Annotated in this window: 5 protein-coding genes; all 5 read left to right on the top strand. The window is 45.6% G+C overall.

Annotated features, from left to right (window positions below; all coding sequences use genetic code 11):
- Nucleotides 1-683 precede the first annotated feature (683 nt).
- Nucleotides 684-2,006, top strand: a complete 1,323-nt coding sequence (gene ffh / locus KAH81_08360; protein MCK5833667.1) for a signal recognition particle protein — start codon at nucleotides 684-686, stop codon at nucleotides 2,004-2,006.
- Between the two features lie 34 nt (nucleotides 2,007-2,040).
- Nucleotides 2,041-2,466, top strand: coding sequence for a 30S ribosomal protein S16 (rpsP, locus tag KAH81_08355; GenBank protein ID MCK5833666.1), 426 nt, complete (start codon nucleotides 2,041-2,043; stop codon nucleotides 2,464-2,466).
- Nucleotides 2,467-2,525: 59 nt separating this feature from the next.
- Nucleotides 2,526-3,275: a tRNA (guanosine(37)-N1)-methyltransferase TrmD gene (gene trmD, locus KAH81_08350; protein ID MCK5833665.1), complete on the top strand. Its 750-nt coding sequence runs from the start codon at nucleotides 2,526-2,528 to the stop codon at nucleotides 3,273-3,275.
- Nucleotides 3,276-3,309: 34 nt separating this feature from the next.
- Nucleotides 3,310-3,660 carry a 50S ribosomal protein L19 gene (gene rplS, locus KAH81_08345; GenBank protein ID MCK5833664.1) on the top strand — a complete coding sequence of 117 codons (351 nt, stop codon included), beginning with the start codon at nucleotides 3,310-3,312 and terminating at the stop codon, nucleotides 3,658-3,660.
- Nucleotides 3,661-3,668: 8 nt separating this feature from the next.
- Nucleotides 3,669-3,852, top strand: a 184-nt coding sequence (locus KAH81_08340; protein ID MCK5833663.1) for a hypothetical protein, incomplete at its 3' end; no start/stop codon positions are given.

Genomic DNA, 3,852 nt, shown 5'->3' with positions numbered 1-3,852 from the left:
TGCCGGGAATGAAATACTGGTATCAGATTCGCGCTCGCAACGGCGAGGAAGTCGGGGATTGGACGGAGGTCGTGGGGGAAGAATACAAGTGAGGTAGAATTAATAATTAATAATGAAGAATGATGTGGGGGTTTGATTAATCGAACCTCTACGGGAATTAGAGGGGCGCGGAGACGCGCCCTTTTTTTTATTGCGGGCGGTTCTCGAACCGCCTCTACGGGATGGATTCCCGGTCGCCAGCGGCGACAGGCATCTGGCAATGCCCGCTGATGGTCGCCAGCGGCGTTTATCTTGTCCGGGCGATGATTGTCAATGAAACGATTACGAAACGGATAGTGTATTTAAAATAATATTCGTTCTTTCCATAGGTTTAATTTATGTTATCTCGGAAACGGGCGGAAATAATGTATATTGTAATGTATATTGTAGAGTTATGGGCGGAGTGCTCGATAGGATGGAAAAACAAATTATGATATGAGGCGACTCATAACAAAGATGCTAAAAGATCAAATAAGAATCTCTCTCATGAATAAAAATTTAATCCCAAAAATCCATTTATCATTATACTAATATTAATGCTTGATTTATATGAAAAAGCAAATATATTAGCACATCAAACGGCTTCGAGCAGTCGAAGCGCGTTTTTTTGCTGTTTATTTTGATAGGTAATTCTATATTATTCGATGTTTGAGCAACTTACAGAGAAAATCGAACAGGTATTCAAAGGATTGACATCCCGCGGACGCCTGACTGAAGATAATATACGCGACGCGCTTAAAGAAGTCCGCAGGGCTTTGCTTTCAGCAGATGTTAATTTTAAAGTCGCAAAAAAGTTCATTAACAACGTTCAAGAAAAAGCTATCGGTGAAGAGGTTTTATCCTCGATAACGCCCGGGCAATTGGTTGTAAAAATAGTTCACAATGAACTTGTGGATTTTCTGGGCGGAAAAGCGCGCGATATCGATTTGCCATATAAGACACCTACCACAATAATGATGGTGGGTCTTCAGGGATCTGGAAAAACGACAACCTCTGGCAAACTCGGGAAGTTTTTCGAGAAGCGCGGTTTTAACCCGTTGCTTGTCGCTTGCGATATACATAGACCAGCAGCGGCTCGGCAACTGGAGATCGTCGGCCAAGACTCTGGATTCCCGACTGTGGTTTTTAAAGAGGGTGAAACGCCACTCGATGTCGCGAAAAGGGCAGCGCATTATGCCAGGCAAAATGGCAAAAATCTGCTTATCCTCGACACAGCCGGAAGGCTTCATATCGATGAAGAAATGATGGCCGAGGCGGACGATCTCAGACGCGGAATGGATCCCGACCTTGTCCTGCTTGTTCTGGATGCTATGACGGGTCAAGAAGCTGTAACAGTTGGAGAGGCTTTTTCGGAGCAACTGGCTGTTGATGGATTTGTTCTTTCCAAACTCGATGGTGATGCACGCGGTGGCGCAGCGCTTAGCCTTCGCGAAGTGACAGGTAAACCGATACTGTTTGTTGGGGTTGGCGAAAAAGCCGACGCTTTAGAAAAGTTTCATCCCGACAGAATGGCCGGTCGAATACTCGGTATGGGCGATGTCGTGTCGTTAGTTGAGAAAGCACAGGCTTCGTTTGATGAGGAAAAGGCGCGAAAGCTTGAGAAGAAGCTCCGAAAAAACGAGTTCAACCTCGACGATTTCCGCGAGCAGTTGGCTCAACTGAAGAAGATGGGGCCCCTGGAGGATATTCTTTCCATGATACCCGGACTTAAAAAGAATATGCTGTCCGGTTTGAAAATAGATGAAAAGGCTACAGCGCGTATCGAAGCTATTATTAGTAGTATGACTCCGATCGAGAGAGCGACCCCATCGATAATAGACGGTAGCCGAAGGAAGCGAATAGCCGCAGGTAGCGGCAATTCGGTGCAAGAGATAAATAGACTGCTCAAGCAGTTTTTTGAAATGAAAAAGATGTTCAAGCGGATGAAAAAGGGCAAAATGCCCTCTTTCCCGATGACAGGATTTTAAATATTAAATATTTAATATATTTGGAGGTGTAGTTTTGGCGGTCCATATAAGATTAAAGAGGGGTGGACAGAAAAGGCAACCCCATTATCGGATCGTGGTTTCAGATTCTCGTAATGCAAGAGACGGTAAGTTTATCGAGATTATTGGTTATTATAATCCGATAACAGAGGTTGCAGAGGTCGAATTTAACAAAGAGCGGCTCGAATATTGGCTTTCGCGCGGCGCACAGCCCACCGATACAATTAAAAGCCTTTTGAAGAAGAAGGGTGTGTGGGCGGCGATTATCGCTTCGGCGCGGAATCTCGCCAAAGCCGACACTATCGAAAAGCAAGTAAAACCGAAGGTAGAGAAGGTTAAAGCGGAAGCCCCTGTTGTCGAGGTCGAGCCCGAACCGGTCGAGGAAGTTTCCGAGGAACCCGAGATCGAAGAAAACCAGGAAACCGAAGAGCAAGAGAGTTAGATTCTTCTCAACCGGATAAGTCGAAATCGATCGTGTAATTTTTACGTTGGGGTATTGTCTTGCGAATCGCCATAGTGTCGCTTTTTTCAGGGCTTTTCAAGGCCTATTCGAATGAAAGTCTCTTCAAAAAAGCGGCGGAAAAAGGCATTGTCGATCTTGAGATGATAGATATTCGCGATTTCACGACTGACAAACATAAAACCGCAGATGATATTCCTTTCGGTGGTGGTTCCGGAATGGTGATGAAACCGGAGCCGGTGGTTGAAGCGGTTGAATCGTTGGGCGAGGATTACCTTCGAGGAAAGAAGGTGATTGTGAGTCCGAGAGGCAAGCTCTTTGAGCAGGAAAATGCGGAGCAGTTTAGTAATCTGGAGTATCTGACTATTATTTGTGGTAGATACAAAGGTCTAGATGCGCGAGTCGGCGAGATACTCGATGCTGAAGAGGTATCTATTGGCAATTTTGTTGTTGGTTCAGGAGAAATTGCCGCGCTAGCAGTTGTCGATGCAGTAGTCAGGCTTCTCCCGGGCTATTTAGGCGATCTCGAATCAGCGGAAACCGATTCTCATAGTATTCCGGGGAGGCTTCTTTCCGCACCGGAATACACGAGACCTCGGGAGTTTCGGGGTTACAGGGTTCCTGAGATATTGCTTTCTGGGAATCATGCCGTTATCGAGAATTGGAAAAGACGGAAGTCTCTAGAAATCACACTCCGTAATCATCCCGGAGCGTTGGGGAATGTGGAGCTTCCGAGAGATGAACAAGCTTTTATAGAATCGCTCAAACTTGGGCGCTTTGAAGGAAAATAGATTTTGAAAGAAATATTAAGATTGGGAGAAGAATATGTCAGATGTAATCATTAGAAATGTCCAAGCTGCCTATCTCAGGGAGGAGACACCGACCTTCGGCCCGGGAGATAACGTTAAGATTCATGTTCGCATTGTCGAAGGCGAGAAAACAAGAGTGCAGATTTTTCAGGGAGTGGTTCTCGGACGTAAAGGTGGCGGAACAAACGAAAGCTTTACGGTGCGCAAAATCTCCGGTGGAATTGGAGTAGAAAGGGTATTTCCACTTCATTCGCCTAATGTGGTCAAAATCGAAGTAGTTAAAATGGGCAGAATTCGCAGAGCCAAACTCTACTATCTGAGAAAGAAAATAGGTAAGGCCGCGAGAATTAGAGAAAGGCGCGTATAACTCCACCTATGAGTGGCGATTATGCTCGAGTTCTCAGGAATTTTTCCAAACTTGAAAGACGATTGCTTGGCGAAGGTGTTCGGGCTATCGCCGGCCTCGATGAGGTTGGAATAGGATGTTTAGCCGGGCCTGTAGTAGCTGCTGCAGTCGTTTGGGATTATTCTTTAAATCCATCCGGAATCACGGATTCAA

It is taken from the genome of bacterium (genome assembly GCA_023145965.1).
In the GTDB taxonomy this organism is placed as follows: domain Bacteria; phylum UBP14; class UBA6098; order UBA6098; family UBA6098; genus UBA6098.
The sequence above is the reverse complement of the archived record's forward strand: the minus strand, read 5'-3'. Positions and strand labels throughout refer to the sequence as shown.